Raw genomic sequence first — 26,184 nt, forward strand, 5'->3', positions numbered from 1 at the left:
TCCATGATTCACAAACTAAAAATCCTATGGACTACGAAACGATATACGCAGCTTCCAACACCGAATGGCGCCAATGGCTCCTTGAAAACCACGGCACGCATCAAGGCATATGGCTCATCCAGTACAAAAAGCACACCGGCAAACCCACGATTAGCTGGACGGATGCGGTCGACGAAGCCCTGTGCTTCGGTTGGATAGACAGCATCAAAAAGAAACTCGATGATGATCGGAGCATACAGTTTTTCAGTAAGCGGAAACCCACCGGTACCTGGTCAAAGATCAACAAAGAAAAAGTGGAACGGCTCATTGCCGATGGACTAATGGAGCAAGCGGGGTTGGACTGCGTCGAAACGGCCAAGCGAAACGGCTCGTGGACGATCCTCGACACCGTTGAAGCACTGCTCATCCCAGACGACTTAGCCGCGGCGCTCGACGACCATAATGGTTCCAAAACCTATTTCGACAGTCTGAGCAAAACTTCCCGGAAAGCGCTTCTGCAATGGGTCGTATTGGCCAAGCGGCCAGAGACACGTCAAAAACGTATCGCCGAAATCGCGGCCGCGGCGGCGCAAGGGAAAAAGCCGAATGGATTCTGACGCGGGTAACGACGTCATCGCCGCCCCAGCACCTCATCTACCATCCCGAAATCCCGGGCTTCAGCAGCCGTCATCCAATAGTCGCGGTTGGAAGCCTCGTCCACCCGCTCATACGGTTGTCCGCTGTGTTCGGCAATGATGCCATACAGCTCCTGTTGTACTTTGAGAATCTGCCGGGTACTGATGTCCATATCAGCAGCCGTACCCTGCATCCCGCCCGACGTCTGATGGATCATCACCCGTGCATGTTTCAAGGCCGCGCGCTTGCCCTTCGTGCCGGCGCAGAGCAATACGGCGCTCATCGACAGCGCAACGCCCGTGCAGATGGTGGCCACATCCGGACCAATATAATGCATGGTATCATAGATGCCAAGTCCCGCATATACCGATCCCCCAGGCGAATTGATGTACAACTGGATGTCCTTTTTTGCGTCTGCCGACTGCAAGAAAAGCAGCTGTGCCTGAATGATGTTGGCCACACGGTCGTCTACCGGTTCGCCGAGGAAAATAACGCGGTCTACCATCAACCGCGAAAACACATCCATTTGCGCCACGTTAAGCTGTCGCTCTTCGGTGATATAGGGCGTCATGGCGACGGGCATCGGTGCCTGGTGCATCGCCGACATATACTGATCGACGACCAAACCATTGATGCCACGATGGTGCACCGCATACTTACGGAAGTCATTGTAATGATTCATGATATAACTATTTATGTTAATTAAAGGACATAGCTTGCGCTTCACACCGCCCGGGGTATGTCTTCACTTTCTAGAAAATCAGGGATTATGTAAACAGCGCTTTTATCTTCTGCGCAAATGTGCGGTGCGCAGGGTCGGCAAACAACCGTTGATGCACCTGCCTCAGCTCCTCACGTAGCTGTACGCGATTGTAATCGCGAATAACGTGATACGTTGCCCGCTGCCAGTATACCGCATCGCGGAATTCCGTATCGAGGAGCAGCTTCGCATTAAAAAGGGCCCGTTGTTCACCGGAAGCACCACCCAGCAGGCAATCTTCCCGCCATTGCCATTCACTCCACGAAGTCTTCATACTGCAGGGATTTTTCTTTCACCAACTGTTTTACCTTTTGCAGGCATTTAAATTTCTGCACCGTTGCCGAGCGTTTGCCCGAAAACCCGAATCGCGTAGCCAAGTCGTCCATATCGAGTTTTTCATAATAAAAAGCGGAGAGCAGCTGCATGCATTTCTGTCCCGCGGTTTGCAATACACGGATCATACGGCTGTGGGCAATCTGCGGTTCCGGCAGTTCCGCCCACCCGGGTTCGCTGTCCCGTCGATCGTAAGCGGCTACCATTTCATCCAGCGATGTATACCGCATATTTTCGCGATACCGTTTAGCCCATAGGTAGCGGGAAACGCCAAAGATATATTCCTTTTCGCCCCGTTCCAGGTGCAATAATCCGCCGCGCGCTTTTTCATAGTACACCAGCAGTGTATCCTGGAAAACATCTTCCGCCTCCTCCAGCGTACCGCCCCGTTGGGCGATGTACCGCGCAACCGCCGGAAAACTTGCTTCATACAGCGCGGTAAAAACCGCTTTACGTGTCTCGGCCATGATGATCGTGTTCTTTCTTATCATGTGTCTTTTTTAGGGAAGAGATCACCCGGTTTATTATTTTTTTTATCAAAAGAGCAAAGCCGGTTATCCGGAATGCCGATCAAAGGTATGAATTTATGCTATTTTTGCTTTTTCCCGTTAACTTGACGAAATTGGGCCAACCATGTGGAAATTCACTGCAAATCTGAAAATCATAGGCATCAATCCCTACGTATTCGTTCCCGAAAAGATATTGAGCGCCCTCCAAGCCCAAGCCGGAAAAGATAAAAGCCCAATACCGATTAAAGGCACTATAAACGGCAAGCCCTTCCGGCAAACGCTGGTGAAATACAGCGGATCCTGGCGGCTGTATGTCAATACCGAAATGCTCAAAAACTCACCAAAACGTATCGGTGAAACCGTAACGATGGAGATTGCATTTGACCCTGCCGACCGCTCCTTCCATCCCCATCCGAAGTTGGCTGAAGCGCTGGCGCAAAACAAGCAGGCGAAGGAGCGGTTTGATGCACTCGCCCCCTATATGCAAAAAGAAATCGTCCGATACATCTCATCCCTCAAAACCGAAGCCACCATCGAACGCAATGTGGCGAAAGCCATCGATTTCCTCTTAGGCAAAGGGCCATTCATTGGACGGAAAACAATAGGATAGCAGGTGTCCCGACGTTAATTAGTTCAATCGGCCACGTAAATGATATTCGCCACCTTACGTTGGCCGAAATGGTCGAACTGCTTGTTGTCCGACGGATGATTCACCACGCCGTTTTCCGTAGCTCCCTTGGCATAGAGGGTACTGCTTCCGCCGCCATCAAGGTTCATCGCATCGTCTGCCCCCAACCACCGCAGCACGTTTGTCAGTTCGATAAGGTTCATGCCAGCCGATTGCCGGTTTCGGCCATCAACCACAAGAAAGATCAGTTTACGGTTGGCCGTTATGGCAATGGCGCTACGTGGGTGCCGGTTATTATTGAACGGATTTGAACTTAGCGCGGCGGCAGCACCATCCTGGAGCAACAGCGGACCAGAGAGCAGCACATTGGGTATTTGACTATGCGCATAGTCGATAGCCGACGCCGGCCGGATTTCGGTTTTCCTTTTCGTGATCAGCAACACGGCGCTGGCCCGGTCGGTTGGCTTCCGTGTGGGGTTGACAACCTCGCCGCCTACCTTCACGAAATCGACGGAACCACCATTTTTCACATCGAAAAAGCCGCCATTGATGGCCACGATGGCATCGTGTGCCCCAGCGATTCGCGACGTACTGTCCAGCCGCACCGAATCGGCCGCAATACGGATTTTCCGACGGTGTTTCCGAAGGTCTATTTCGATAAAATTGATGTCCTGACGGCTGCCGAATAGCTCCTCAAAATGCCCGTGTTTCCACACGACACCTTTATCGATGACGGTCGCATTCCACGTTTTGGTCGCGACGGCTATCGAATCGGGCGACTGCCCCGAGGCAGATTGGATAAACCATAAAAAGGCGGTTACGAGCAACGAAAGGTTTCTTTTCATGCAACCAAAAGTATCAAAAAAAACCGATTCCCTGGAAGAGCACCGAAAAATATCAATTTTAGCGGTTTCGTATACGAATAACCTGAATGTCTGATTGGTCAACAACGGCCTTAAAACAATTTGACTCCCCTCCTGTTATGCAAACATTCGAATTGTCGACATGAAAAATTAATGCGGGCGATAAATGACTTACGAAAATATAATCGGAATCGCCGCGGGAACTTTCACTTCCGTTGCCATGTTGCCGCAGCTAGTTAAGGTTTTAAAAACAAGAGAAACTGCTGATCTGTCTGTCGCCACGATCTGTGTGCTGATCACCGGTGTTAGTCTATGGGTCTATTACGGATTTCTCCAAAAGGAGATCCCGATTATCATTTCAAACGCTTTTTCTGCGCTTGTCAACTCCATACTACTCTTCTGTTGCTTTATCTTTGGAAAAAAGAAACGATGAGCGTCTTTCTATTTTTCATCCAAAAATGTTCCGAACCGCTCAAAGTGACAGGTATAACCGTTGGGTTTTTTAACCAGGTAATCCTGATGGTAATCCTCTGCGGGCCAAAATTTGGTGTAAGGTTCTAGTGTAGTAACGACTTTCCCGTCCCATCGATTCGATTGGTTTACGATGGCTATCACTTCTTCAGCGGTTTGCCTTTCTTCTTCATTCTGGTAAAAAATCGCTGATCGGTAGCTCGATCCTATGTCGTTACCTTGTTGATTAACGGTGGTCGGATTGTGGATGCGGAAAAAATAATCCAAAATCTGCTTGAAATTGGTTTCGGTGGTATCGTACGTAATCTCGATGCCTTCGGCGTGACCGGGATGGTTATCATAAGTAGGATGTTCATTTTCTCCACCGATGTAACCTACTTCGGTGTCTAAAATTCCTTTTTGTTTTCTGAACAGATCTTCCATCCCCCAGAAACACCCGCCTGCGATATATACTTTTTTGCCGTTTGCCATATCCTTATTGTCTACCTGTTTATTTAATTCACTTTCTTTCGTTGACTGGTCGTTGTTTTGCGGCCGTTTTATCATTCTGCTTGCCATAAATGCTAAAGACAAAACCAATAGAACAACAACGCCGATCATCACTTTTATGTTCATATACGGTACTTTAATTTGCCATTACACTCCCGAGCCATTATACAACCAAACTTAGCTAAAGTTACTTCGAAATACAAACGATAATTGCGTAGCATAAAACCGTTCATGCCTGAGTGCCCATAATAAGTCCATACTTACCGTTGGTGATCCAGTTTTTATCGGCTTCGAAAAGTCGCTGTACCTCGTACTCGGTTAGCCCCAGCACAATTTCCGACTTGAGCGTCCGGATCGAAAAGCAAGGACGGTCCAGGTAGTCCAACATACCCTCAAGCGGCGTCGTATAAGGCCATTCGCGGTCTTCAAACAGCCTCCGGTAATTCGCGTCGCCTTTAAAAACCAGCACCGTATTGTCACTAAAGCCTTGTGTAATCGCCGGGGGCAGCTTCGTAAAGTGGCACGGACTGTTCCAAAATGGATGGTCGAGCAGCTGGAGCCTTCCGCCGGCGCGATGGCCTTCCAGTCGGTCGACGAACTGTGTTACCGGCTCGGAATGGAAACCTCGTAAAATATCCAAATGGCCGACGAAGTCGCGGATGGTGGCATCGGACACAAATGTGGGGTATGCTTTCAGGTGTAGGTTAACTCGCGACACCTGCCCCGTCGTTAACAGATAGTCGATCAGAAAAAGATCCGAAAGCAGTTCGAGCCCGGCGTTGTCGGCGATGACATCCACTTCGCGGGAAGCCGGAGCGGCTATCAAGTCGCATAGCAACGCGGAGTCGTCAATCACCAGGTTGTTCCGAAGGGCTGGATCGATCAGTGCATCATTGGTTTCCAGCTGACTCAAATCGGCACTGTTTCCCCATAACGCAGCATGCACCAGTGCGGTGAAATATTCCGCATTGAAAACAGGCGGTTGCTGCATGTGCTTACTGGCCATGGCTTCGGCAAAGTCGCGGTGATGCTTCAGGCTATCCGCTTTCAAATCATGGAACGGGTCCAGGCCGGTATGCTTGTGGTCTACCAGGCGGATGATGCGGTAATAGATATAGGCCTCCGCTTCAAAAAAGGGGACCTCCGCAACCCCTTTTCCCGCATGGTCGGCGAGGAAAGTTTTCCAATATATCCGGTCTTCGGGGTAAAATACATCGTCGGCAGGCGGCACCACCCCGGTCGCTATTTCGTCCAGCAGATTGCCGAGATCGGTTTGCTGGCTTGGCGAAAGCGGATTGTTAGCCCTGAGTTGGTTGATGATAAACGGAAAGCGTTCGTTGAACGTGAATGCCGCGAAAGGACTCGTGGTGGCTGATATGGGACGGGGCAAATTTGATTTCATCGATAATAAATGCTGTTTACTGGCAAACCTAGCAAATCTTGTCTATTTTCACCCCGTATTTGTCTGTTTTTGCCACGCGCTTTCTGAGGATTACTACCGAGCTTAGCTGGGTTGAAATTATTAAATGAATGATATGAGAAAATTAATCATGTGGAACATCATTACCCTCGACGGGTACTTCGAGGGCGAAAGCCATTGGGACTTGCCATTCCATGAAGTATGGGGCGAAGAGCTCGAGAAATTGAGCATCGAACAACTACACGCCGCCGACTGCCTGGTTTTCGGCCGGGTAACCTACGAAGGCATGGCAGCGCATTGGAAAAATGCAACGGGCGAAATCGCGGATCTGATGAACGAAATACCCAAGCTTGTTTTCTCTCGCACATTGACGTCGGCAGACTGGAACAATACGACCCTGATCACGACGGACGCCGCCGCGGAAATCGCTAAGCGGAAAACGGAAGGCAGCGGAGACCTGTATGTGTTCGGCAGTGCGGACCTTTCTGAGACGTTCATCAACAACCACTTGTTCGATGAATACAGGATTGGAATCGCTCCAGTGATATTGGGGAGCGGCCAGCCGCTTTTCAAGCAACGGACCGCCCATGAAAACTTAACCCTTATCCGCACCCAGCAACTGGTCAATGGCGGCATGGTACTCACTTATCGGAGGTAACCGATTGGCACAAAAAAAGCACTTACATTTGTAAGTGCTTTAACTATTAACCGGGTAAGTAATGGGACTCGAACCCACGGCCTCCTGAACCACAATCAGGCGCTCTAACCAACTGAGCTATACCTACCGTGTTATTGGATTGCAAAAATAGGAATTAAACCACAATCCAACAACAGTTTTATAAAAAACAATTAACCGATTAAACCCACGCTCCGCTTCACGAAATTCGTCAGCTCATTTCCGGTCAGCAGCCCGCGCGAAAGTAGCGCTAAATCAAAGGCTTGCTTCGCCAGCTGGTGCTGCTCTTCCTCATTTTCGGAAGAAAGGACGCGTTTGATCAAGGGGTGGTTCCCATTCACGGTCACCTTATAATTATCGGGCATGGCACCGTAGAAATTCATGCCGCCGCCGGTCTGGGCCATGTCTTTCATGCGCCGCATAAACTCGTCGATGGTCACGGTAACGGGTAGCTCCTGCTCACCGAGCGCTTCTACCTCCACCTTCATGTTATCGCGGCTAATCGCCTTTTCAAAGAGCGACACCACGGTTTTGCTTTCCTCTTCGCTCAGCTGCAATTCCTTGGCTTCGTCTTTCTGGATCAGTTTATCGATGACATCGGCGTCGACCCGCTTAAGCTGTGTCTTTTCGGCCTTTTGTTCCAAATAGGCCACGAAATGGCTATCGATGGGCGAATCCATCACCAGCACGTCATACCCCCTATCTTTGGCCGATGCAATATAGCTATCCTGCTGGGCCGCATCGTTGGTATAGAGGTAAATCACATTGCCGTCTTTGTCTTGTTGGATATCCTTTACCTTCTCGGCGTACTCCTTAAGGGTATACACCTCGTCGTCGGTATTTTTCACCAGGCAGAAATCGTTCGCTTTCTCGGCGAACTTGTCATCGCTCAGCATCCCGTACTTCACGAACAGGCTGATGTCTTTCCATTTTTCCTCAAACCCTTTGCGGTCGCCTTTATACAGTTCAGCCAATTTGTCGGCCACCTTCTTCGTAATGTGGGCATTGATCTTCTTCACGTTGCTGTCGGCCTGCAAGAAGCTGCGCGATACGTTGAGCGGAATATCCGGCGAGTCGATCACCCCGTGCAACAGCATCAGAAACTCGGGCACGATGTCTTTCACCTCGTCGGTGATGAACACCTGGCGCGAATAAAGCTTGATTTTATTTTTTTGTACCTCGAAGTTTTCCTTCAGTTTGGGAAAATACAGGATGCCTGTAAGGTTGAAGGGGTAGTCTACATTGAGGTGTATCCAAAACAGGGGTTCATCCATCGAATACGGATACAGCTCGCGGTAGAAGGCCAGGTAATCTTCATCTTTCAGTTCCGAAGGCGATTTCGTCCAGGCGGGATTGGTGTTGTTGATGATGTTGTCTACCTCTACCGATTTATACTTGGGCTTGCCTTCCTCATCTTCGCCATCGGGCTCGCTGGTGGTGCGGGTTCCGAAACGGATGGACACAGGCAGGAATTTGCCATACTTTTCGAGGATATCCTGTAGCTTGCTCTTTTCGAGGAACTCGCCGGAGTCTTCGTTGATGTGCAGGATGATGTCGGTGCCCCGCTCCGTGCGGGTTCCCTTAGACAGCTCGTACGATGTGCTGCCATCGCACACCCAACGGACCGGCTCGGCGCCTTCCTGATGGGAAAGCGTTTGGATTTCCACCTCGTCGGCCACCATGAATGCCGAATAGAAACCAAGGCCAAAGCGGCCGATGATCTCATTGGCGTCTTTCGCCTCCTTGAACTTCTCAACAAACTCCGTTGCGCCCGAAAACGCAATCTGGTTGATGTACTTCTTCACTTCCTCGCCCGTCATCCCGATACCACGGTCTGAAATGGTGATGGTTTTGGCCTTTTCGTCATACGCCACATCGATGGTCACGTCGCCCAGCTCCCCTTTGTACTGGCCCAATGAAGCCAGCCTTTTGATTTTCTGCGTAGCGTCAACGGCATTAGACACCAGCTCGCGCAGGAAAATCTCATTATCGGAATACAGGAATTTTTTGATGACCGGAAAGATGTTCTCGGTGTGGATGGATATGTTGCCTTTTTCCTTTTTCATATATCACTAACTATAGAATAAACTGTAAATTATTAGCTATACGGCACCATACAATATACGTTCCAACAGCGCCCGAACGTCAGGATGGCAGGACATTCTGGCGCAAAAAAACCCAACAGGTTTTTAGGCCCGTTGGGTCGTCCATTCATGTGTCAGCAACCTGGTAGCCGGAGCTACTAGAATGCGTAAACCAACGCCAATGAAAATTGCGACGCGCTTTTCGTCGGATCCATGTCCGCGTTTTTATAGAAGAGTTCGGTCGATCCATTGTCTAGCCGGAATTCGGGAATCATCGTCAGCGGACCGGCTTTCACATTGGCCGATAGGGTTAAGCCCACGACCGACTCACCGCCGGGAACAAATGCCCAACCGTCTTCTTTTTCCGTATAATATTCGCCCCTTGCACCGAGGGCAAACGCCTCCGAGAACCCGTACTGGAGGTACAATGCACCACCGGAATATCCGCCGTCGGTATCGCCGGCATCGGAAAAGTCGGCCGCATTGAGCCCTACTTTGAATGCATCCGTCACCTGGTATGCCGTGGTGAGGTCAACGATGGTGCCGGTACTGCCGGTCAGGAAGTTAATATAGGCATCCCACCCATCCACCGGGGTGAGCGACAGCTGTGCGCCGAAATCAGACACCCCGTCGAAATCCTGGTAGGCGTTCCAATCGTTGAACAACCCCACCATCAACCCTACCCGGTCCGAAAATGCATACTCCGCTTTGATACCCGCATTCTGGAACGGGCCCGCAGAAAACAGGTAGGATGTGGAATAGTTGAAGTTTCCGGTGGGTGAAATGACTTCGTAGCCCACAAAGGTGCCCATAAAGCCCGCGGTCATGGAGAACTTATCCGTAAAGGCATAGCTCATATACAGGTTCTGGATGTGGAAGGAATTGCCATCGCCACCGTTGAGCAGCGACTGGTACCCGCCGCGGGGCCCGAAAGACACATCGCCGACGAACGATGCCTTGCCCACGGTTTTACCGACGATGAGGTTGACCATGCCCAGCGAAACGGAATTCTGCTCATTGGCAAATGACGTCGGGATGTTGCCCAGGCCATCGCCATCTTTGTAACCCGAAAAGTCGTATTTATAATAGGCATCAACCGAACCGGAGATGGTTAATGATTCGTCTTGAGCCGATGCTGCGAATCCAGCGAGTAAAAGGCTTCCTGCAATAAAAATTTTTTTCATATTTGTATACATAGCTCGCTTTGTCTTAAGCATAGTTTCCAGGCCATCTTAAGTAAAGCAGTTAAACCATCGGTTGGATCCGGGATAGCGCATGGCTCATGCCCCGCTATCCCATTCAACCGTTTTTGTTGAGTACTTAAAGGCTTTCGCCGTGTTGCGTGATGTCGAGCCCCTGCTCCTCTTCTTCTACGGAGACGCGCAGCTTGCTGACCGAATCGGTCACCTTCAATAGCACGAACGCCATGATGAAGGTAAAGGCTACTGCACCGATCAACCCGATTAAGTGGGCTACGAATAGTCCTGTTTGGCCAAAGAATAGCCCATCGGTTGTGACCACCTCATTGATGGTATGGGTAGCAAAAACACCGGTAAGGATCATGCCTACCATACCGCCCACGCCGTGGCTCGGAAAAACATCGAGGGTGTCGTCTACCCGCGAATGTGTGCGCCACTCGACCACGAGCCGACTGATAACCGAAGCCACAACGCCGATAATCAGTGAATGGCTTACCGTAACAAATCCTGCTGCTGGTGTGATGGCTACCAAGCCCACGACCACGCCGATGCAGACACCTATCGCGGTTGGTTTCTTACCCCGTGCGGCGTCGAAGAAGATCCATGCGAGTGCCGCCGCGGCGGACGCTGTGCTTGTAGTGGCCAAAGCCGATGCAGCCAATCCATTTGCTCCGAATGCAGACCCGGCATTGAACCCAAACCAACCGAACCAAAGCAATCCGGTGCCGAGCATCACATAGGTGACCCGTGCAGGGTTCGAGCCGCTTGAGCCATTGCCTTGTTTAAGGTATAGGGCAGATGCCAGGGCCGTTACGCCTGCCGACATGTGCACCACCGTGCCTCCCGCGAAGTCGAGTACCCCCATACCGGCCAGTAAGCCATCGGGATGCCATGTGGCGTGTGCCAACGGGGCATAAATGAATACGAAAAACAACACGAGGAACAACACGTACGATTTAAACCGGATGCGCTCGGCAAAAGCGCCGGTAATCAACGCCGGGGTGATGATGGCAAATTTCAACTGGTACATGGCGAACAGCGCAAAGGGGATGGTGGGTGCGCCGGGCCAATTGGGACCGCCAACCACGCCTTCAAACATGAAATAGGTAGCCGGATTGCCGATAATGCCGCCAATCGACTCACCGAATACCAGGCTGAAACCGAATACCACCCATATCACCGCAACCACAGCCATACAGATAAAGCTTTGAAACATGGTAGAGATCACGTTCTTCTTCTTGACCATGCCGCCATAGAAAAAGGCGAGACCCGGCGTCATGATCAGTACCAGGGCGGTGGAGGTGAGCATCCAGGCGACGTCGGCACCGTCGTACTCGCCCGCGTTATCGGCCGGCAACGCCGGAAAGAAAAATGCCAGCAGCGTCACAACCACCAACACCAGAAAGGGTAAAATAGATTTTTTTGTTTCCATACTTTTGTTTTTTTGTCGTAAAATTCGTTAGAAATATATAACTATATCAATATTTAATGCAAAAGTGTACAAATATTTCATAAAAACAACATAAATATTAAAATATTTTCATGTTAAACTCATTTATTGATAAATAAACCAATACAAATCGAATATATCTGCCAAAAACATGATATTATGTGATAAATTTCAGGCTAAAATGAGATTAATACCTAAACATTAATCTTTTTGCCAATTATTTTTGAGTTATACACCCAAATTCATCAAACTATTCCCTAACATGAAAACAAACAAGGTGATCCCAAACGATTAAATTATATGTTGTATTTCGAAACAACTTTATCTAAGTTTACCGGCAAAGCATAAACGATGAAGAAAATCCTTTCGATTGACGGCGGCGGTATCCGTGGTATCATACCCGGTATGCTATTGGTGGCGTTGGAACGGCGGTTGCAGCGCGTAAGCAACGACCCTACCGCTGCCATCGTAGACCATTTTGATTTCTTCGCCGGAACGAGTACCGGAGGCATATTGACCTGCCTGCTGTTATGCCCCGACGACGAAAACCCACTACGCCCGAAATATTCGGCACAAGAAGCCTTGGATATCTATGTAAAGCACGGCAGTGCCATCTTCAAAGCGGGCTTTTTCCGCCGATTGGTCGCCAAATTCGGCCTGTTGAGCGAACGCTATCCCAGCACCACGTTGGAGCATGTGCTCGAATCGTACTTCGGCGAACGCAAATTGAGCGAGCTATTGAAACCCTGTATCGTAACCGCATACAACATTGAACTGCGGAAAACCCATTTCTTCAGGCAACAGACGGCCATAACCCGGGGCGACCCCCGCGACTTCTACCTGCGCGATGTATGCCGGGCCACTTCTGCGGCCCCCACCTATTTCAGCGTGGCCGAAATACGGTCCATGAGCGGCACGCGCTATCCCTTGTTAGACGGCGGCGTTTTCGCCCCCAACCCGTCCATGAGCGCACTGGTGGAGGTAACAAGAGCGTTTAACCAGACCAAAATCAACGACATATGGATTCTCTCGCTGGGAACCGGGCGCTCGCGCAAGGCGTACGACTATGAACACTTCAAGAAAAGCCGCGCCATATCCATCGGCCCGGCATTGATAGACATCATGATGAGCGGCGCCGCCGAGAGCAGCGATTTTTTCCTCGAGCAACTGTACCGTTCGGTAGGCAAAGAAAAACAGTACATCCGCATCGAACCGAAAAACCTGCACAGTATCCAGGAAGAGCTCGACGCGGCCAGCCCCAGCAATATCCAGAAGCTCATTGCTCTGGGCGACCGCATGGTAAGCGAAAATGATGAATTGATCAACCAGATCGTCACCCAGTTAGTGAACGAAAAAGACGATTCGCAGCCCAAGAGCCCATGGCGGTTTTTATCCACTAAATGAGGGCTTAAACGGCAACACCTTCGTTATAAGAAACATAAAAAAAAATCAACTGATGCAACAACAAACAATTGCGCTTATCGCGCACGATGGCAAAAAACCGGAGATGGTGGCATTTGTAAAGGATCACTTCGCCGTATTGAAGGAGGCGAAACTCGTCGCCACGGGCACCACGGGAGGGTATATCCGGCAGACAGGCCTGGAGGTGGAGTTGAAGTTGAGCGGCCCGAAAGGGGGCGATGCCCAAATCGCGGCCATGGCAGCCGAAGGGAAAATCGATGCCATTATCTTCTTCCGCGACCCACTGGGTAAACACCCCCACGAACCCGATATCCAGATGCTGATGCGCGTTTGCGATGTGTATGACGTGCCATTGGCCACCAATCCCGCCACCGGCGAATTGATACTGAAAGGCCTCGGTTAAGGCGGTCGCCAACACCATAATTAGCGATGATGTATCCGACTAATACACTTTTTGATTAATTTTGCGGCTTCACCAACCCCACCGGAATGACCAAGATGGATAACGGTATCGCGTACTCTCCCTTTCGCCATGTAACCCGCGAGACGTGGAAGACGCTCAACGGGCACCCCAACTACGTGTTGGCCGACGAAGACATCCGCAAGCTCAACGCACTGAATGAGCCCCTCACGATGCAGGAAATCGAAGAGGTCTATTTCCCGCTGAGCCACCTGCTGCGGCTCCATATCGATAGCTTCCGGCAGCTGCATGGCCACACCAATTCGTTTTTCGATAACCACACCAAGCACCTGCCTTTCGTTATCGGTATTGCCGGAAGCGTGGCCGCCGGCAAAAGCACCACCGCACGGGTGTTGCAAAAGGTATTGTCGCTCGCCCCGGGCAACCCCAAGGTAGAACTCATTACCACCGATGGTTTCCTGTACCCGAACCGCTACCTGGAGCATAAAGGGATATTGAACCGCAAGGGCTTTCCCGAGAGCTATGACGCCCGGCTGCTGCTGGGGTTCCTCTCGGATATCAAATCGGGCAAAGAACGGGTGTCGGCGCCGGTATACTCCCACTTGGTGTATGATATTGTACCGGATCAATTGCAATGGGTGTCGCAACCCGATATCCTCATCGTGGAAGGCATCAATGTGCTCCAGGTCAACGTAAAGGGCAAGCACCGTGGTCCGCGGGTATTCGTATCGGACTTCTTCGACTATTCGATTTATGTAGACGCCTCCCCGGAAAACCTGCAGGAATGGTATACCCAGCGATTCGAATGGCTCCGGAAAACCGCTTTCCAGGATAGCGATTCATACTTCCACCGCTATGCCGACCTCGACGAGAAACAAAGTGCCGAAACCGCCGCGGGGATATGGAATGAAATCAACAAGCCCAACCTGCTGAAAAACATCCTCCCTACGCGGTTCCGTGCCGACCTGATCCTCGAGAAAGGCAGCCATCACTTTGTGAAAAGCGTAAAAGTAAGGAAGGTTTAACGCGCGGCGGCTTCAAACGCGATGATGTGCTGGTAAAGGTCATTACGCAGCTTCCTACGCAACGCGGTGTCTTTCTTGGTGGTCGAAAACTGCAGTTTATATTGAACGGCATCCTTGCCTATCCCTACTACCCGGAGTTGGAAACTATCGGGCACGATGGCCGTACCATACGACTTCAGTGCGTTACGCATCTCTTCTTCCAGGATGCTGTGCTGGCGGGAGCTTGCCAGTGGCAGTTCGAACGCAATCGTTAGCTTGCGCGAATTCTGCAGCGACTGGTTAATGATGTTGGTCGTAAACGCCGTATTATTGGGAATGAGTACCACATCGTCATCGTCGTTCGTTACCACGATATTCGCCAGCGTGATGTCCGTGATTTTCCCGTGGTGATCGTCTATGCGCACGGTATCGCCAATGGTAAACTGGTCGGAAAACATAATGAGCAGCCCACTGATCATGTTGGTGATGTAATCGCGGAACAGCAGGGCAATGGCCATGGCAACAATCGTAATGCTCGTTAAGAACTCCTTGGGGTTGATGCCGAAAGCAATCATGAGCCCGAGGATGGCAAATACGATATTCAACAAGGTAGCGATTTGATTAATGCCCAGTATATAATTACCACGAACCCGGTTGTTTTTCTTATTGCGCCGCCGATAAATGGCAATGAGTGTAAACCGGCCGATGGCGATGAGGATGCTTCCCGTAAGGAATGTATTGACGCCATACGCGATGCCCGATAAGCGCGGATGTTCAAGATAGATTTCCGCATTCGCCGCAAACGAATAGGCGATGGCCGTCCACAGCACCAGCTTGAATGCAAAGAAAAACCAGCCGCCCAGCGGGCGTTCTTTTCCGGTATCAGGAGCGTGTGTCATGCGTTAACCTCATATATCTCAAACGTATAACCATAGGCGTGCCGGTCGTCCGCCGCGTGGTGGTCTTCCGAAACCAGCCGCCAGCGTTGCTTATCCAGCTCGGGGAAGAAACTGTCGCCGGGCAGTGTTACATGCACGCGGGTAAGGTAAATGCGGTTCACCACAGGCAGTGCCTGTTGATAGATCTCCGCTCCGCCCACGATAAATACTTCGTCTTCGCCGGCGCAGCTTTCGAGGGCGGCCGCAAGCGAGTGGACCACCTCGGCACCTTCGGCGGTATACCCGGCCTGCCGGGTGATGATGATGTTGCGCCGGTTGGGAAGTGGTTTGCCGACCGATTCGTACGTTTTGCGGCCCATAATAATGGTATGACCCGTGGTGGTACGCTTAAAAAAGCGCAGGTCGTTGGGCAGGTGCCACAGCAGTTGGTTGTCTTTACCGATGGCGTTGTTTTCGGCGGCAGCCACAATGGCCGATACGAGGGGTCGCTCCATAGTACAGGGGGTTACACCGCTACCGGTGCTTTGATGCGCGGATAGGGATCGTAGTCGATCAATTCGAAATCTTCATACCGGAAAGCGAACAGGTCGGTCACTGCCGGGTTCAACACCATCGTAGGCAGGGGCCGCGGTGTGCGGCTCAGCTGGAGTTCCACCTGCTCAAAATGGTTGCTATAGAGGTGCGCATCGCCAAACGTATGCACAAAATCGGCCACTTCCATATCACACACCTGGGCCACCATCATGGTGAGTAGCGCATAAGACGCAATATTGAACGGCACACCGAGGAAAATATCCGCGCTGCGCTGGTAGAGCTGGCACGAAAGCTGCGGCTTCAGCAAGCCCCTTTCGGGGTCGGCCGGCGCTACATAGAATTGAAAAAACGCATGGCAAGGCGGTAGCGCCATGTTTTCGATCTCGGCCACGTTCCATGCCGATACGATGATGCGGCGCGAATCGGGGTTGGTTTTGAGCTGCTGCACCACCTTTTCGATCTGGTCGATGTGCCCGCCACCGGGCGTGGGCCACGAGCGCCACTGCGACCCGTATACCGGACCGAGGTTACCGGCTTCATCTGCCCATTCATCCCAAATGCTCACGCCATTTTCCTTGAGGTATGTGATGTTGGTTTCACCCCGTAAAAACCAGATCAACTCGTGGATAATGGAGCGCAGGTGCACCTTTTTGGTGGTTACCAGCGGAAACCCGGCCTTCAGGTCGAAACGCATCTGATGGCCAAAAACGCTACGGGTACCGGTGCCTGTGCGATCGTGCTTCTCCACGCCGTTTTCGTACACATGGCGCATTAAATCGAGGTATTGCTTCATGGTAATTCGTTCCTTTCAAGGGGGTAAAGATACAGAATTCGTAGCAGAAAAACGTCCCGGATGCAAACACCCGGGACGTTCATTGATATCAATACGTTGCGGTGGATACCGCTATACGCCTTCTTCTTCGTATTCTTTTACCTCTTTATGCACATAGTCCTCCACCATCAGCTCCTCGATAGGCTGGCCTTTCTTATCCAGCCCGAAGCGGTGCAGGATATTGTCCATGATCTGGTAGATCACCGGCACCACGATGAGCGTAAGGAACAGGGAGCTGACAAGGCCACCGATGATGACCCAGGCCAATCCGTTTTTCCACTCCGCACTCGGGCCGGTGGCCAACGCGATGGGCAGCATCCCGAATACCATGGCAATGGTGGTCATCAGGATCGGCCGCAGCCGCGCCTGGTTGGCCAAAATCAGGGCGTCGCGTGTCGATTTACCCTCCGCCTTGAGGTGGTTGGTAAAGTCGACAAGAATGATGGCGTTCTTGGCCACCAGTCCAATCAGCATGATCAAACCCAGGATGGTGAATATGTTCAGGGTATTGTTGGTCAGTGCCAACGCCAGCAACGCACCAATGATGGATAGCGGAATGGAGAACATCACCACAAACGGATACACGAAGCTATCGTACAATGCTACCATAATAAAGTAAACCAGCAGGATGGAGCTGAGGAGCGCAATACCCAGCGTACCGAAGCCTTCGGATTGTTGTTCCATTTCACCACTCCACACGTAACTTACGCCGCTGGGTGTCCGCAGCTCGTCGAGCTGGGCTTCCAGATCGGCGGCGATCGTACTGACGGGGCGGCCCACCACCTGCGATTGTACTTTTACCGACGTACTTTTGTCGCGCCGCTCCAACTGGCTCGGGCCGGACCCTTCATGGATGCTGGCAAATTGCGACAGCCGAACCAGCTGCCCCTGGTCGTTCGTAAACGGCAGGTTGCTCACGTCTTCCACGTTTTTACGGTCGTAGTCGTCAAAACGGATGTTGATGTCGTACTCGTATTCACCAGCGCGGAATTTACCGTCGGTATTCCCGCTGAATGCGGTTTGCATGGTGGCACCTACGGTCTGTAAGTTCAATCCAAGGGCCGCCATCTTGTCGCGGTTCACCTCAACCGTAATCTCCGGTGTACCGCTCTCTACCGAGAGCTTGGCCTCGGATGTGCCCGGAATTTTACGCAACCGATCCAATATCCCTTCTGCGTAGGTAAGCACGCTATCCAGGTCAGAGCCGATGACCACCATTTCGAACGGTGCCTGCTCGGCAAAACCAACAATACTGATGGGCACGGTCTTTACCTTGGCTCCTACAAGCACTTTTTGCATTTCGCGCTTCAACTTCGCAGCATAGATGTTACTGGGGTCTTCACGTTCTTCGCCACTAACCAGCTTCACGGTGAGCTCCGACTTATAGGCCGTCGCCTGCGTACCGACGAAACCATCGTTCGACTGCCCCACGGTGGCGATTACGGAAACCACCTCCGGCTTGGCCGCCAGAAACTCTTCCGCTTTCTGCGTCATCTGGTTGGTCTGCTCAATAGACGCATCTTTGGGCATTTCAATCTGCACCAGGAACTCGCCGCGGTCGCCCTGCGCGAAAAACTCACCGCCGATATAGCCGCCGGCCACTAAGCCAAAGGAAGCGAATAACATCACAGAAACCGTGGCCAGGGTAATGAATTTATGGTTGAGCGCCCATTTGAGCACGCCCGTTACCCAGCGGGTAAAGCGGTGCAGCTGGTTTTCGAACCAGAGGATGAACCGACCAAAAATATTCTTATCAGACACCCGATCCAATCTACCGAACCGTGAGGTGAGTAGCGGCACGATGGTAAAGGATGCCACCAAACTAAGCAACGTGGCGATGACCACCACCACACAAAACTCACGTAAAATATCCGACACCATGCCGGTACTGATGGCGATGGGAAGGAACACCACCACGATAACCATCGTAATGGATATAACGGTAAACCCGATCTCCTTTGCTCCGTCAAAAGAAGCCCTTACCTTGTTCTTGCCCATTTCCATGTGGCGGTATATGTTTTCGATCACCACGATGGCGTCGTCGACAAGGATACCCACCACCAGCGATAGACCAAGGAGCGACATCAGGTTGAGCGTGTAGCCAAACAGGTTGATGCCGATAAACGTAGCGATCAATGACGCCGGGATGGCAACCATCACAATCACCGCATTACGGATGCTGTGCAGGAAGAAGAGCATCACCACGGCAACCAGGATAATCGCCAGAAACAAGTCGAATATAACCGCATTGGCCGATTCGAGCGTGTACGTGGAGCTATCGTTGGCGATGTCTATATTCAGGCCTTCGGCCTTGTACGTTTCCATCAACGTGGTAATCGACTCCTGGGTACCGCGGCTCACTTCCACCGCATTGGCGTCAGATTGCTTTAATACCTGTAAGAGCAACGCGCTCTCCCGGTTTACCCGGGCGATTTTTTCGACATCTTTCTGGGTGTCCTGCACATCGGCAACATCGCGGATGCGCACCTGACCACCCGTGGGTGTGGTAGCCACCACGAGGTTACGCAGTTCATCGACCGATTTGTATTTACCGGCTAACCGGACCAGGATATCCTGGTTTTCGGTTTTCACGCTTCCCGTTGGGAAATCGAGGTTTGAGGTCAGGATCGCCTGTTGCACCTGGAGGATGGACAATCCATAGCCTTCCAGTTTTGACGCGTCGATGCTGACCTGGATCTCGCGCTCCTGGCCACCGATGAGGTTCACCTGGGCAACGCCCGGCACGCGCGACAATACCGGCTGTATCCGCTTATCGACGAGGTCGTAAAATGCCGCCGGGTCCATGTCGCCCGTGGCCGCCAGCGAGAGGATGGGCAAATCGTCCATCGAAAACTTGGCCAACGAGGGCGCTTCGGCGTCATCCGGCAGTTCGGACAGGATGGCGTTCACCTTTCGCTGGGCATCGTTGAGCGCATAATCGACGTCAGTGCCGCTATTCAGCTCGATAATCACCAACGAAAGGCTCTCGAACGAGGTCGCATCGAGTTTCTTGATATTCTCCAGCGAGGCTACCGCGTCTTCTATTTTCTTGGTTACGGTGTTTTCCACCTCACTGGGTGATGCCCCCGGGTAGATGGTGGTGATCGACACCACGCTGGGGGTAAATTTGGGGAGCAACTCGTAGTTCAACGAGAAATAGCTCATGATACCCAACAGGGTCAGGGCGGTGAACACCACGATGACAATGGATGGGCGTTTTATCGATATTTCTGCTATCTTCATGAGTTAAGATATGAGAGATGAGATTTGAGACTTGAGATATGAGACTTGAGCATCGTTATCCTTGGGTCGAGTCGACCATAGCGGCTACCTTTGCACCGTCTACCAGGTTAATCTGACCGCTCGTAATCACGGCTTCACCTTCTTCCAGACCTTGTACAATTTCAACCTGTTCGCCAAAGATCCTTCCGGCAATCACCTTCCGTATCAGCGCCGTGCTGTCTGGGCCCAATACGTAAACCTGGTTGCTGTTTACCCCGCCAACAAAAGCACCACGTGGCACCAGGATGGCTGGATCCGATTGGGGGAATTTGAAGTGGGCCGTGCCATACATACCGGCGCGGAGTTCGGCCGACGAATTGTTATCGATAACGATCTCTACCGGGTAGTTGAGTGTATTATCGGCTTTGGCAGCGATAAAGCGTACCGTACCGCTGAACTCCTCGGCAGGGAATACCGTACTGGTCACCGTAACCTTGCTGCCCACTTTCAGGTTAACCACCTGGGTTTCGTTGGCGGTTACCTGCAATTTGAGCTGCGATAAATCCACGATTTCAAAAAGCTCGGTACCCGGTGAGAGGTACGCCCCTACTTCAATATCGCGGCGGTTGACCACCCCGTTGATGGGCGACTTGATGGTGGCGTCTGCTACCCGCCGGTTGGCTTGCTGCAAGCGCACCTCCGCATTGCTGAGTTGCAACTCGATTTCATCCAACTGGGCCCGCGTAACGCCGCCCGTTTCGAAAGAGCTTTTGTACCGCTCGTAATCCGTTTTTAACTTCTGGAGGGCATCCTGGGCGGCCTGCTTGTCCAAGGTGAGGATTTCGGGGTCTACCGACGCCAACACCTGTCCTTTGCGTACGTGCGAGCCTTCATCCACCAAGATGCGGGTAACACGGCCACTCACTTCAGAAAGCAGCGTTAAATCCTGGTTGGCGGCGAAGTTGCCGTTGGCCGAGAAGTCGAGCACGACAGGTTGCCGGGTTACCGTGGCCGCCTTGACGACGATGGCTCCACCGGTTTCGGCAACGACGGCCGTTTTCGCCTCGTTTTCCTTTTTGTTATTCGTTAAGACCCATCCGATGAGGGCCAATAAGCCGATAACGACGACGATGGTAATGATGATCCGTTTCATATACGTGTGATGATGATGTTTATTCGTTTATTAATGATTTGATTTCTCCGTTTGCTTTCTTCAGCTGAATTTCTGCGATCTTGTAATTCAGCAGCGCCTGTGTGTAACTGTTTTGCGCCTGCGTCAACGCATTCTCGGTATCCAGCAGGTCGGTTAACGGCGCCAGCCCGTTGTTGTAGTTGTTCTGGGTACTGGCATATACCTCCTGTGCCAAGGCCACATTTACCTGTTGCGACTGGATGGTATTCAACGCATTGCGCAGTTGAATCTGTGCATTCTCGTTCGCCAGGTTCAGCGACTGTTTGGTGTTCCACAAATCCTGCTCGGCCTTCAGGTAGTCTGCCTTGGCTTTTCCCATGCGGGCACGGGTAGCGAATCCGTTAAAAATCGGGATGCGCAACGTGAGGCCGATGGCCATGGAGCCGAACCGGGCAGCCATGGGGTCCACGGAGCTCCGATAGAGGTAATTGAACTTATCGGACATGGCCGTGTAGGTATAATTGCTTACCAATGCCAGCGACGGATAATACTCGGCCTTATACGCTTTGTACTGCAGGTCTAGCAATTCCAACTGCTTGTTCATCAGGTTCAGTTCCACCAAGCGATCCATCCGATTGGGCTGGTCGGGGAAATCAACTACCGACGGGACCTCTTTCAATTCGGTTTCGGGCAATACGATCGCTGTTTCGATGGGCATACCCATGGTGTATTTCAACTGGTTTTCCAGCATCACGATGCCGTTGACCAATTCCTCGCGTTGGTTCTCCAGGTTGGTGATGTTCACCTTGATCCGATCGACATCGATCTTCTTGGCCAACCCGTTGTCGTATTGGTTAGACACGATACCGTGGATAACCTTCACGTTTTTGAGGTTGGTATCGATTACACTCAATTGCTCGCGGTTTACCAAAACCTGGTAGTAATTTTTCGCGACCAGTTCAATGACCTGTTCTTCGGTGAGCTCCGCACTTAATTCGTAAAATTCGGCCGTCGTTTTCGCCGCTTTTAATCCGGTGAACACCTGCTGGTTAAACACCTGCTGATTCAACTGCGCACCCACATAAGAATCCCACGGTTGGCCAATGGTGACCGAGTTACCGTTGAAAACCAGTTTCCCGATCACGGGGTTATAGTTCAGTGCGCCGGTCGCCTCGATCTGGGGCAATGCCGATGCCCGCACCTCGGCTACCTGGTGTTTACCACCCTCAATATCCAATTGTGCCTTCTTTACCGATTCATTATGTGCAAGCGCATAATTGAGCGCATCCTTAAGCGTCAACACCTCTTGGGCCGTCACGACTTGCATTCCCATGATACCGGCGAATAGCGTGGCTATAAATAATCGCATACTCATTGTTAATTTATTCATGTTATTTCTGATCACTATTTTTTCTGGAGGCCGTTAATAACGATAGCGGCGGCTTGTTTCTGTTTTTCAAATACGCGGACGAGTTCATCCCGATCTACCAGCGCATGCGGCGCGGCATGGTCGCAAAACATCGCTAACCCGCGTATCATCGCAACATAGAGTTCAGACGTATCTGCAACGTCAAATGTTACAAGTTCGTTACGGTCTATTCCCTGTTGGAAAATGCGCGAAATGGTTCCCACTTCGCGGCGGAACAACCGTTTTGCCAATTCCTTCCACTTTTCTTCATGGATGTTCATCTCGTGGAGATTAAGGATGAGCATGTAATATTTTTCCACATATGCCCGCTTCATCTCCAACATCCGGATCAGTAACTCCAGCGTGCCGTTGGCTTCATCGAATGCTTTTTCAATGACCGCGTCGCTCTCGTCAATAATCCGGTACGCAATGGCTTCAATCAGTGAAAACTTGTCGGGAAAATAATAATACAAATTTGCCTTCGATAGCTTCAGATCATCCGCCACCTCGCTCATCGACGTTTTGGCGATTCCAAAGTGCGAAAAACGCTTCAAAGCCGCTTCGATGATCAAGTTCCGTTTATCGTCTACTGCACTCATTTTATCTTTTTACCATTTGACTATTCTTAAATTTTGGTCAAAAGTACAACTAAAAGTGCAAATAGCAAGCGAAAAAACGTACCACTACTACTGAACACATATCTTATGACAAAAGGTTTACAAAAACAACCCGGGAACAAAGTAAAGGCTAGGCGGTGACAACGTTATGGCAAGGGGAATGCGGTATCGTTTTTTGCCTCTTCCAAGACAAAAAAACTTTGTACCGTACTGATGTTGGACAGGGTGGCCAGTTTCTCGCGCAGGAAATGGTTGTAGGCATCCATGTCGCGTACCGCCACCCGGAGGATAAAGTCGTATGCACCGGTCAGTTGCATACATTCCATCACCTCATCAAATGCCAGCACCTCCTGTTCAAAGCCCAGGAGCACCTCACGGCTGTGGGAGGTTAATAGCACGTGCGAAAAGGCGACCAAACTGCGGTCGATCTTCCTCCGGTCCACAATAGCCACCACCCGTTTGATGTAGCCCTGTTCGCGCAGCTTCCGCCGACGCTCCTGGATGGCCGCGACAGACCTGTTCAATTGCGATGAAAGTTGCTTGTTGGAGAGCGTCGCGTCGCGCTGGAGGATGCGCAACAATTCGATATCTATGGGATCGAGTGGAATCAAACCAATTTTCCAATTACTTTAACGGCGAACACTGTACTTGATGATCCAAAGATATAAAAAACATGGCATTTCATTCCATCTGCCGTTAATTTAACGGAATTAAAACAGAACCCTTGTGTTTTTGTTTTAATGAATAGAATTTTGCAGCGTGATATCGAGAGACACCGGTGATGCAAATGGCACAACACATGGATGACCGGCTGTCGCCCGATCAAGACTTAAACTTCGGTTAAATCATGGTGGCCAGGTGCGGCCACCATGATTTTTTTGACAGATTTCGTATGCAGGAACAACAGATCATCATTACCGGCGCAAATGGCCAATTGGGCACCGAACTCACCGCAGCGCTTCGCTTGCGACATGGCGCCGAACGCGTCGTGGCCACCGATATCCGGCAGCCCGCCACGACCGATCCCAACTTCCGGATACTCGATGTGATGGACCGCGACGCGTTGCGCTCGCTCGTGGCCGATACCGGGGCTACGACCCTCTATCATTTGGCGGCCTTTCTTTCTGCCAGCGGCGAACAACATCCGCAGCAGGCGTGGGACCTCAACATGGGCGGATTGCTAAATGTGCTCGAGGTTGCCCGAGAGACCGGATGCCGTGTGTTCTGGCCCAGCAGTATCGCCGTTTTCGGAGTCCATGCACCCCAAACCGCGTGTCCGCAACATGCGGTAACGCAGCCCGGCACGGTATATGGCATCAGCAAGGTAGCGGGTGAAAACTGGTGCAACTACTACCACGATATCTATGGCGTTGATGTGCGCAGCATCCGATATCCGGGCCTCATCAGCCACACGGCGCTCCCCGGTGGGGGCACCACCGACTATGCGGTGGATATTTTCCACCATGCTGTGCGGGGCGACGATTACACCTGTTTCCTGGCTGCCGACACCACATTACCCATGATGTACATGCCCGATGCGGTGGCGGGGACCATCCAACTGATGGAGGCACCTGCCGAGGCCATCAAGGTGCGTACTTCCTATAATTTCGCGGCGTTCAGTTTCCACCCCGAACAGCTCGCAACCGCCATACAGCAACATTTGCCGGCATTCACCTGGCAGAGCCGGCCCGATTTCCGACAACGCATAGCCGACAGCTGGCCGGCGGAAATCGATGACCGCTGTGCACGCAACGACTGGGGATGGCAACCCCGGTACCCGCTTGAAGACATGGTACAGGAGATGTTAACCGCGCTGACCGCGCGCCTTAAGAAATAAGGGTTTTCCGCTTGCCCCGTAGGGTGAAGAGCAACATAACCCCCACACCGATCATGATGGATACATCTGCCATGTTGAAGATGCCGGTTTGGAGCGGGCCCACCCGGATGTGTACGAAATCGGTAACGGAGCCGTATAGCCACCTGTCGATCATATTGCCGACACCGCCCCCAATGGCAAATCCCAGTGCCAGCGTGAGCCAGGGCCGTTTACCACCCAGCCGCATCATGTAATATGCCCCCAACAGGAGCATAACGGTCGGCAGCACAATAAACAAGAGTGATTTCAGCGGTTGCCACCAGGTTTGCCCCATACTCAAGAACGCCCCGGAATTTTCGATATTGGTGAGGGTCAAATAGTCCGATATCACCGTAATCTGTTCACTGGGCGATATCTGTTTTCGAACGATGGCCTTCGTCAGCTGGTCGCAACTGATATTGACCGATATCAAGATGATACCGAATAATGTGCCTGCCCATCGCTTGAATTTCATGTTGTTCCGTTTATCAATAAGCTAAGGTAACTATTTCCCCCCATATAATCACCCACAACCGCGAACCCTATTTCGCCTTCCGCCTCCATCGTTGCAGCACCCAGCTTACGGCGAAACTGACCACCGCACCGATAGCGGCCAGCACCACCGTTTTCAGCACATCATCCGTATTAACGAATGCAAAGGCACTGAGCAGCGTACCGCTGCCCGTGCCAATGCCGAGTTGAAGATTACTCGTTTTCATTGCCTTCATCCTCCTGTTTGCCCATACCATTTTCCACCGCCTCCAGCAGGCCCAGTGCCAGCGCCACGTATCTGGCCACCGCCACCACCTTCGGCGGCAGCTTCACCGGTGCCGTCACGATGAACTGGCTAACCACCCCCAACGCCTCCTTAATCTTTTCATAAACTGATTGTTCCTTATCTTTTGATTTCATGATTCTTATGTTTAAATTTTCCTATTCCAGTAAATAATACCATTCGTTGTCCTACCACCTACCAACCAAGCACTTACCTACTCGTTTCGGTCGATCGCAAAAGCGGCCTAGGGGACGGAGTTCCCAGACGCATTGCGATCGGCCAAAACCCCTACCACACGAAAGGCTGCCACGCAAGCGGCCTAGCGTACGCAGTATGCAGACGCGGCGTGGTCAGCCGACAAAACCTCCAACCACACCTCCTCTCCCTCCGCCAACACCGGATACACCACATCCTCCACCCGCTCCATAGCCACTCGGCTATAACTCCCCTTCCCTTCGCCCGTATGCCTAGTTACCGGGGCGATGCAGCCCCGCAACTCCGTTGCAGCGTCATTTGCCGTGTGGATGAGGATACCGCTACGCCCCGGAACATCCACCAACCTTAAG

29 protein-coding genes and 1 tRNA gene are annotated in these 26,184 nt (G+C 51.6%); 8 read left to right on the forward strand and 22 right to left on the reverse strand.

Annotated features, from left to right (window positions below; genetic code table 11):
* Nucleotides 1-26 precede the first annotated feature (26 nt).
* On the forward strand, nucleotides 27-596 hold the full coding sequence (locus U9S71_RS19115) for a YdeI/OmpD-associated family protein (RefSeq protein WP_326329364.1): 570 nt from the start codon (nucleotides 27-29) through the stop codon (nucleotides 594-596).
* 14 nt (nucleotides 597-610) lie between these two features.
* On the opposite strand, the gene U9S71_RS19120 is transcribed toward U9S71_RS19115, so the two are convergent.
* The 3 genes from U9S71_RS19120 to U9S71_RS19130 all read right to left on the reverse strand — a co-directional run bounded on the left by U9S71_RS19120 (nucleotide 611) and on the right by U9S71_RS19130 (nucleotide 2,199).
* On the reverse strand, nucleotides 611-1,297 hold the full coding sequence (locus U9S71_RS19120) for an ATP-dependent Clp protease proteolytic subunit (RefSeq protein ID WP_326329366.1): 687 nt from the start codon (nucleotides 1,295-1,297) through the stop codon (nucleotides 611-613).
* Between the two features lie 85 nt (nucleotides 1,298-1,382).
* Complete coding sequence (locus U9S71_RS19125) at nucleotides 1,383-1,649, reverse strand: hypothetical protein (RefSeq protein ID WP_326329368.1); 267 nt, start codon at nucleotides 1,647-1,649, stop codon at nucleotides 1,383-1,385.
* On the reverse strand, nucleotides 1,630-2,199 hold the full coding sequence (locus tag U9S71_RS19130) for an RNA polymerase sigma factor (protein WP_326329369.1): 570 nt from the start codon (nucleotides 2,197-2,199) through the stop codon (nucleotides 1,630-1,632). The genes U9S71_RS19125 and U9S71_RS19130 overlap by 20 nt, the downstream gene beginning before the upstream one ends.
* A gap of 142 nt (nucleotides 2,200-2,341) precedes the next feature.
* Between U9S71_RS19130 and U9S71_RS19135 the strand changes: the two genes are divergently transcribed.
* The gene (locus U9S71_RS19135; RefSeq protein ID WP_326329371.1) at nucleotides 2,342-2,827 is read left to right on the forward strand and encodes a YdeI/OmpD-associated family protein; all 486 of its coding nucleotides are present in this window, start codon (nucleotides 2,342-2,344) and stop codon (nucleotides 2,825-2,827) included.
* Between the two features lie 23 nt (nucleotides 2,828-2,850).
* On the opposite strand, the gene U9S71_RS19140 is transcribed toward U9S71_RS19135, so the two are convergent.
* Complete coding sequence (locus U9S71_RS19140; protein WP_326329373.1) at nucleotides 2,851-3,690, reverse strand: phosphodiester glycosidase family protein; 840 nt, start codon at nucleotides 3,688-3,690, stop codon at nucleotides 2,851-2,853.
* A 184-nt stretch (nucleotides 3,691-3,874) separates the two neighbouring features.
* Between U9S71_RS19140 and U9S71_RS21120 the strand changes: the two genes are divergently transcribed.
* Nucleotides 3,875-4,141, forward strand: a complete 267-nt coding sequence (locus U9S71_RS21120; protein ID WP_436410341.1) for a SemiSWEET transporter — start codon at nucleotides 3,875-3,877, stop codon at nucleotides 4,139-4,141.
* An 8-nt stretch (nucleotides 4,142-4,149) separates the two neighbouring features.
* Here the strand turns inward: U9S71_RS21120 and msrA are convergent, their stop codons facing one another.
* Complete coding sequence (msrA, locus tag U9S71_RS19145) at nucleotides 4,150-4,737, reverse strand: peptide-methionine (S)-S-oxide reductase MsrA (protein WP_326329374.1); 588 nt, start codon at nucleotides 4,735-4,737, stop codon at nucleotides 4,150-4,152.
* A gap of 160 nt (nucleotides 4,738-4,897) precedes the next feature.
* Nucleotides 4,898-6,070 (reverse strand): damage-control phosphatase ARMT1 family protein, encoded by a 1,173-nt coding sequence (locus U9S71_RS19150; protein ID WP_326329375.1) that lies wholly within the window; start codon nucleotides 6,068-6,070, stop codon nucleotides 4,898-4,900.
* A gap of 133 nt (nucleotides 6,071-6,203) precedes the next feature.
* Here U9S71_RS19150 and U9S71_RS19155 point away from each other — a divergent pair, with 133 nt between their 5' ends.
* Nucleotides 6,204-6,746: a dihydrofolate reductase family protein gene (locus U9S71_RS19155; RefSeq protein WP_326329376.1), complete on the forward strand. Its 543-nt coding sequence runs from the start codon at nucleotides 6,204-6,206 to the stop codon at nucleotides 6,744-6,746.
* A 53-nt stretch (nucleotides 6,747-6,799) separates the two neighbouring features.
* On the opposite strand, the gene U9S71_RS19160 is transcribed toward U9S71_RS19155, so the two are convergent.
* The 4 genes from U9S71_RS19160 to U9S71_RS19175 all read right to left on the reverse strand — a co-directional run bounded on the left by U9S71_RS19160 (nucleotide 6,800) and on the right by U9S71_RS19175 (nucleotide 11,479).
* A tRNA-His gene (locus U9S71_RS19160) sits at nucleotides 6,800-6,873 on the reverse strand.
* Between the two features lie 64 nt (nucleotides 6,874-6,937).
* Entirely contained in the window at nucleotides 6,938-8,830 is a 1,893-nt protein-coding gene (gene htpG / locus U9S71_RS19165) for a molecular chaperone HtpG (protein WP_326329378.1), read from the reverse strand.
* Between the two features lie 176 nt (nucleotides 8,831-9,006).
* Nucleotides 9,007-10,032, reverse strand: a complete 1,026-nt coding sequence (locus tag U9S71_RS19170; protein WP_326329380.1) for an outer membrane beta-barrel protein — start codon at nucleotides 10,030-10,032, stop codon at nucleotides 9,007-9,009.
* Between the two features lie 136 nt (nucleotides 10,033-10,168).
* Nucleotides 10,169-11,479, reverse strand: coding sequence for an ammonium transporter (locus U9S71_RS19175; protein WP_326329382.1), 1,311 nt, complete (start codon nucleotides 11,477-11,479; stop codon nucleotides 10,169-10,171).
* A gap of 369 nt (nucleotides 11,480-11,848) precedes the next feature.
* Here U9S71_RS19175 and U9S71_RS19180 point away from each other — a divergent pair, with 369 nt between their 5' ends.
* The 3 genes from U9S71_RS19180 to coaA all read left to right on the forward strand — a co-directional run bounded on the left by U9S71_RS19180 (nucleotide 11,849) and on the right by coaA (nucleotide 14,365).
* Complete coding sequence (locus U9S71_RS19180) at nucleotides 11,849-12,901, forward strand: patatin-like phospholipase family protein (RefSeq protein ID WP_326329384.1); 1,053 nt, start codon at nucleotides 11,849-11,851, stop codon at nucleotides 12,899-12,901.
* A 52-nt stretch (nucleotides 12,902-12,953) separates the two neighbouring features.
* Nucleotides 12,954-13,322, forward strand: a complete 369-nt coding sequence (locus U9S71_RS19185; RefSeq protein ID WP_326329386.1) for a methylglyoxal synthase — start codon at nucleotides 12,954-12,956, stop codon at nucleotides 13,320-13,322.
* An 86-nt stretch (nucleotides 13,323-13,408) separates the two neighbouring features.
* Nucleotides 13,409-14,365, forward strand: coding sequence for a type I pantothenate kinase (gene coaA, locus U9S71_RS19190; RefSeq protein ID WP_326329388.1), 957 nt, complete (start codon nucleotides 13,409-13,411; stop codon nucleotides 14,363-14,365).
* Here the strand turns inward: coaA and U9S71_RS19195 are convergent.
* The 8 genes from U9S71_RS19195 to U9S71_RS19230 form a co-directional block, all read right to left on the reverse strand.
* Complete coding sequence (locus U9S71_RS19195; protein ID WP_326329390.1) at nucleotides 14,362-15,243, reverse strand: mechanosensitive ion channel family protein; 882 nt, start codon at nucleotides 15,241-15,243, stop codon at nucleotides 14,362-14,364. The genes coaA and U9S71_RS19195 overlap by 4 nt on opposite strands.
* Nucleotides 15,240-15,737 (reverse strand): dihydrofolate reductase, encoded by a 498-nt coding sequence (locus U9S71_RS19200; RefSeq protein ID WP_326329391.1) that lies wholly within the window; start codon nucleotides 15,735-15,737, stop codon nucleotides 15,240-15,242. Before U9S71_RS19200 ends, U9S71_RS19195 begins: the two co-directional genes overlap by 4 nt.
* 11 nt (nucleotides 15,738-15,748) lie before the next feature.
* Entirely contained in the window at nucleotides 15,749-16,570 is an 822-nt protein-coding gene (locus tag U9S71_RS19205) for a thymidylate synthase (RefSeq protein ID WP_326329393.1), read from the reverse strand.
* A gap of 111 nt (nucleotides 16,571-16,681) precedes the next feature.
* Nucleotides 16,682-19,852, reverse strand: coding sequence for an efflux RND transporter permease subunit (locus tag U9S71_RS19210; protein WP_326329395.1), 3,171 nt, complete (start codon nucleotides 19,850-19,852; stop codon nucleotides 16,682-16,684).
* A 55-nt stretch (nucleotides 19,853-19,907) separates the two neighbouring features.
* Nucleotides 19,908-20,984: an efflux RND transporter periplasmic adaptor subunit gene (locus tag U9S71_RS19215; RefSeq protein ID WP_326329397.1), complete on the reverse strand. Its 1,077-nt coding sequence runs from the start codon at nucleotides 20,982-20,984 to the stop codon at nucleotides 19,908-19,910.
* 19 nt (nucleotides 20,985-21,003) lie between these two features.
* Nucleotides 21,004-22,353, reverse strand: a complete 1,350-nt coding sequence (locus U9S71_RS19220) for a TolC family protein (protein ID WP_326329399.1) — start codon at nucleotides 22,351-22,353, stop codon at nucleotides 21,004-21,006.
* Nucleotides 22,354-22,367: 14 nt separating this feature from the next.
* A complete protein-coding gene (locus U9S71_RS19225; protein WP_326329401.1) occupies nucleotides 22,368-22,970 on the reverse strand; it encodes a TetR/AcrR family transcriptional regulator in 603 nt (200 codons plus the stop codon).
* Between the two features lie 164 nt (nucleotides 22,971-23,134).
* The gene (locus U9S71_RS19230; RefSeq protein ID WP_326329403.1) at nucleotides 23,135-23,599 is read right to left on the reverse strand and encodes an Lrp/AsnC family transcriptional regulator; all 465 of its coding nucleotides are present in this window, start codon (nucleotides 23,597-23,599) and stop codon (nucleotides 23,135-23,137) included.
* Nucleotides 23,600-23,880: 281 nt separating this feature from the next.
* Here U9S71_RS19230 and U9S71_RS19235 point away from each other — a divergent pair, with 281 nt between their 5' ends.
* Entirely contained in the window at nucleotides 23,881-24,825 is a 945-nt protein-coding gene (locus tag U9S71_RS19235) for an NAD-dependent epimerase/dehydratase family protein (RefSeq protein ID WP_326329404.1), read from the forward strand.
* Here the strand turns inward: U9S71_RS19235 and lspA are convergent.
* The 4 genes from lspA to U9S71_RS19255 form a co-directional block, all read right to left on the reverse strand.
* The gene (lspA, locus tag U9S71_RS19240; RefSeq protein WP_326329406.1) at nucleotides 24,815-25,318 is read right to left on the reverse strand and encodes a signal peptidase II; all 504 of its coding nucleotides are present in this window, start codon (nucleotides 25,316-25,318) and stop codon (nucleotides 24,815-24,817) included. The genes U9S71_RS19235 and lspA overlap by 11 nt on opposite strands.
* Before the next feature lie 67 nt (nucleotides 25,319-25,385).
* Nucleotides 25,386-25,562 carry a hypothetical protein gene (locus U9S71_RS19245; RefSeq protein ID WP_326329407.1) on the reverse strand — a complete coding sequence of 59 codons (177 nt, stop codon included), beginning with the start codon at nucleotides 25,560-25,562 and terminating at the stop codon, nucleotides 25,386-25,388.
* The gene (locus U9S71_RS19250) at nucleotides 25,549-25,755 is read right to left on the reverse strand and encodes a hypothetical protein (protein ID WP_326329409.1); all 207 of its coding nucleotides are present in this window, start codon (nucleotides 25,753-25,755) and stop codon (nucleotides 25,549-25,551) included. Before U9S71_RS19250 ends, U9S71_RS19245 begins: the two co-directional genes overlap by 14 nt.
* Nucleotides 25,756-25,937: 182 nt before the next feature.
* On the reverse strand, nucleotides 25,938-26,184 hold a 247-nt coding region (locus tag U9S71_RS19255), incomplete at its 5' end, for a DUF5675 family protein (protein WP_326329410.1).

This window comes from Parapedobacter flavus (genome assembly GCF_035818675.1).
In the GTDB taxonomy this organism is placed as follows: Bacteria; Bacteroidota; Bacteroidia; order Sphingobacteriales; family Sphingobacteriaceae; genus Parapedobacter; species Parapedobacter flavus.

Excerpts from the sequence above, each read along its gene's own strand:
- U9S71_RS19115 (WP_326329364.1), top strand. The coding sequence starts at position 27 with ATGGACTACGAAACGATATACGCAGCTTCCAACACCGAATGGCGCCAA.
- U9S71_RS19120 (WP_326329366.1), bottom strand. The coding sequence starts at position 1,297 with ATGAATCATTACAATGACTTCCGTAAGTATGCGGTGCACCATCGTGGC.
- U9S71_RS19125 (WP_326329368.1), bottom strand. The coding sequence starts at position 1,649 with ATGAAGACTTCGTGGAGTGAATGGCAATGGCGGGAAGATTGCCTGCTG.
- U9S71_RS19130 (WP_326329369.1), bottom strand. The coding sequence starts at position 2,199 with ATGATAAGAAAGAACACGATCATCATGGCCGAGACACGTAAAGCGGTT.
- U9S71_RS19135 (WP_326329371.1), top strand. The coding sequence starts at position 2,342 with ATGTGGAAATTCACTGCAAATCTGAAAATCATAGGCATCAATCCCTAC.
- U9S71_RS19140 (WP_326329373.1), bottom strand. The coding sequence starts at position 3,690 with ATGAAAAGAAACCTTTCGTTGCTCGTAACCGCCTTTTTATGGTTTATC.
- U9S71_RS21120 (WP_436410341.1), top strand. The coding sequence starts at position 3,875 with ATGACTTACGAAAATATAATCGGAATCGCCGCGGGAACTTTCACTTCC.
- msrA (WP_326329374.1), bottom strand. The coding sequence starts at position 4,737 with ATGGCAAGCAGAATGATAAAACGGCCGCAAAACAACGACCAGTCAACG.
- U9S71_RS19150 (WP_326329375.1), bottom strand. The coding sequence starts at position 6,070 with ATGAAATCAAATTTGCCCCGTCCCATATCAGCCACCACGAGTCCTTTC.
- U9S71_RS19155 (WP_326329376.1), top strand. The coding sequence starts at position 6,204 with ATGAGAAAATTAATCATGTGGAACATCATTACCCTCGACGGGTACTTC.
- htpG (WP_326329378.1), bottom strand. The coding sequence starts at position 8,830 with ATGAAAAAGGAAAAAGGCAACATATCCATCCACACCGAGAACATCTTT.
- U9S71_RS19170 (WP_326329380.1), bottom strand. The coding sequence starts at position 10,032 with ATGAAAAAAATTTTTATTGCAGGAAGCCTTTTACTCGCTGGATTCGCA.
- U9S71_RS19175 (WP_326329382.1), bottom strand. The coding sequence starts at position 11,479 with ATGGAAACAAAAAAATCTATTTTACCCTTTCTGGTGTTGGTGGTTGTG.
- U9S71_RS19180 (WP_326329384.1), top strand. The coding sequence starts at position 11,849 with ATGAAGAAAATCCTTTCGATTGACGGCGGCGGTATCCGTGGTATCATA.
- U9S71_RS19185 (WP_326329386.1), top strand. The coding sequence starts at position 12,954 with ATGCAACAACAAACAATTGCGCTTATCGCGCACGATGGCAAAAAACCG.
- coaA (WP_326329388.1), top strand. The coding sequence starts at position 13,409 with ATGACCAAGATGGATAACGGTATCGCGTACTCTCCCTTTCGCCATGTA.
- U9S71_RS19195 (WP_326329390.1), bottom strand. The coding sequence starts at position 15,243 with ATGACACACGCTCCTGATACCGGAAAAGAACGCCCGCTGGGCGGCTGG.
- U9S71_RS19200 (WP_326329391.1), bottom strand. The coding sequence starts at position 15,737 with ATGGAGCGACCCCTCGTATCGGCCATTGTGGCTGCCGCCGAAAACAAC.
- U9S71_RS19205 (WP_326329393.1), bottom strand. The coding sequence starts at position 16,570 with ATGAAGCAATACCTCGATTTAATGCGCCATGTGTACGAAAACGGCGTG.
- U9S71_RS19210 (WP_326329395.1), bottom strand. The coding sequence starts at position 19,852 with ATGAAGATAGCAGAAATATCGATAAAACGCCCATCCATTGTCATCGTG.
- U9S71_RS19215 (WP_326329397.1), bottom strand. The coding sequence starts at position 20,984 with ATGAAACGGATCATCATTACCATCGTCGTCGTTATCGGCTTATTGGCC.
- U9S71_RS19220 (WP_326329399.1), bottom strand. The coding sequence starts at position 22,353 with ATGAATAAATTAACAATGAGTATGCGATTATTTATAGCCACGCTATTC.
- U9S71_RS19225 (WP_326329401.1), bottom strand. The coding sequence starts at position 22,970 with ATGAGTGCAGTAGACGATAAACGGAACTTGATCATCGAAGCGGCTTTG.
- U9S71_RS19235 (WP_326329404.1), top strand. The coding sequence starts at position 23,881 with ATGCAGGAACAACAGATCATCATTACCGGCGCAAATGGCCAATTGGGC.
- lspA (WP_326329406.1), bottom strand. The coding sequence starts at position 25,318 with ATGAAATTCAAGCGATGGGCAGGCACATTATTCGGTATCATCTTGATA.
- U9S71_RS19245 (WP_326329407.1), bottom strand. The coding sequence starts at position 25,562 with ATGAAAACGAGTAATCTTCAACTCGGCATTGGCACGGGCAGCGGTACG.
- U9S71_RS19250 (WP_326329409.1), bottom strand. The coding sequence starts at position 25,755 with ATGAAATCAAAAGATAAGGAACAATCAGTTTATGAAAAGATTAAGGAG.